Genomic DNA, 1,360 nt, shown 5'->3' on the forward strand with positions numbered 1-1,360 from the left:
GCTTCGTCAAATCACCCTCGCCTTGAGCGATATCTTTCAGCGAGTCAACGACGCGATGGAGGGCCTGGATGGATCGGCGTGTGCCCCAAAATGATACTCCCAAGCATACCACTGTCATGGCGAGGGCACCGGCCAGCGTCCACCACAGCATGCTGTTGAGGGCTTGATCGACTCGGCCGATGGCGTCCTGGAAGTCATCTTCATAAGCGCCGGCGCCAATTACCCAGTCCCAAGGTTCGAAGTAGGTGATAGCGGCGACTTTCCATCGGGCGGTTTTGTCGCCGGGATTTATCCACGGATAGCGCTCAAAAGCACACTCGCCCGGCTTGAGCTTGAGGGCCTTTTCAACGATTGATTGGATGAAATACCGGCCATTGGCGTCTTTTGCCTCCCAGATGCATTCGCCATCGCGTTTTCCGCCTTGGGAAATTACGTACGTACCGCGCTTTTCACCAGTTCCCTGTAACGCGTACACGTACCCCGTTTTTCCCACCACGATCTTCATGATGCCCTGACGGAGTTCGGGAATGTCGTCCCGAGGAATTCCGACGTACAGGCAGCCAATGATCTCTCGCTTCTCATTAAAGATAGGGGTGTAGGTGGTAATATACCATTGGTTCACCACAAACGCCTTTCCGGTATAAGTCTCTCCGCGGAGAACCGTGGAGACGACAGGATTGGGGGAACCGTCGGGGTTGACGGCCGGAATGAAGGTCCCTACCGCACGACGTTCTTGGTCTGTGCGAACCGTGGTCGCCACTCGTAGCATATCTCCCTGCTGGTTCATTCTCTGAAAGACAGTACACGTCAGACCGGTGAATTTAGTTACCTCGTCCACAAACGGTGCGACGGTAGAGAAATCGGTTACCTGTCCCAGCCAGGTGTCACCGATGTACATCCGCGGGAGCTGGACACTCTGGCTTTGCTTGGTGAACTGATTCACCGCCTGCCAGGTGACCGTTTCCTCTGGATGAATTGAGAACCCGCCCCGGTTAGCGGCGAGCTGGGAAGCCGTTTTAATCGCCCGATCGAGATTGGCCAGCAAAGAGCGGTGATAAACTTCCAACATGTTGCGGACGCCCAGTGCCACCTGGCGGCAGGTATCCTGGCCGAGGGCATCCACCTCCTTTCGCACCTGGGCACCCAGTCGTCCTTTGTTGATGAACACCAATGAGACTGTCGCCGACGCGGTCAAAACCACGCCGACCGCGCACAACCCCATAATTCGAGTTTGCAGTTTCATTGACACAATCCTCCCGGAAAAAATTGGAAACCTTTCCACCCGAAAGCGGCAGTGCTGCATGAAAACCCCAAAACCACCTCGCAAACTTGACGAGCCTGTACCCACTTAACGAGCTTT

1 protein-coding gene is annotated in these 1,360 nt (G+C 55.3%); it reads right to left on the reverse strand.

What is annotated here, in order from left to right:
• Positions 1–1,243 (reverse strand): Cache 3/Cache 2 fusion domain-containing protein (locus tag ABJK56_RS03960; RefSeq protein ID WP_347243369.1); only part of this gene is annotated, 1,243 nt, incomplete at its 3' end.
• Between the last annotated feature and the right edge of the window lie 117 nt (positions 1,244–1,360).

The organism is Thermogutta sp. (genome assembly GCF_039793925.1).
Taxonomy (GTDB): Bacteria; Planctomycetota; Planctomycetia; order Pirellulales; family Thermoguttaceae; genus Thermogutta.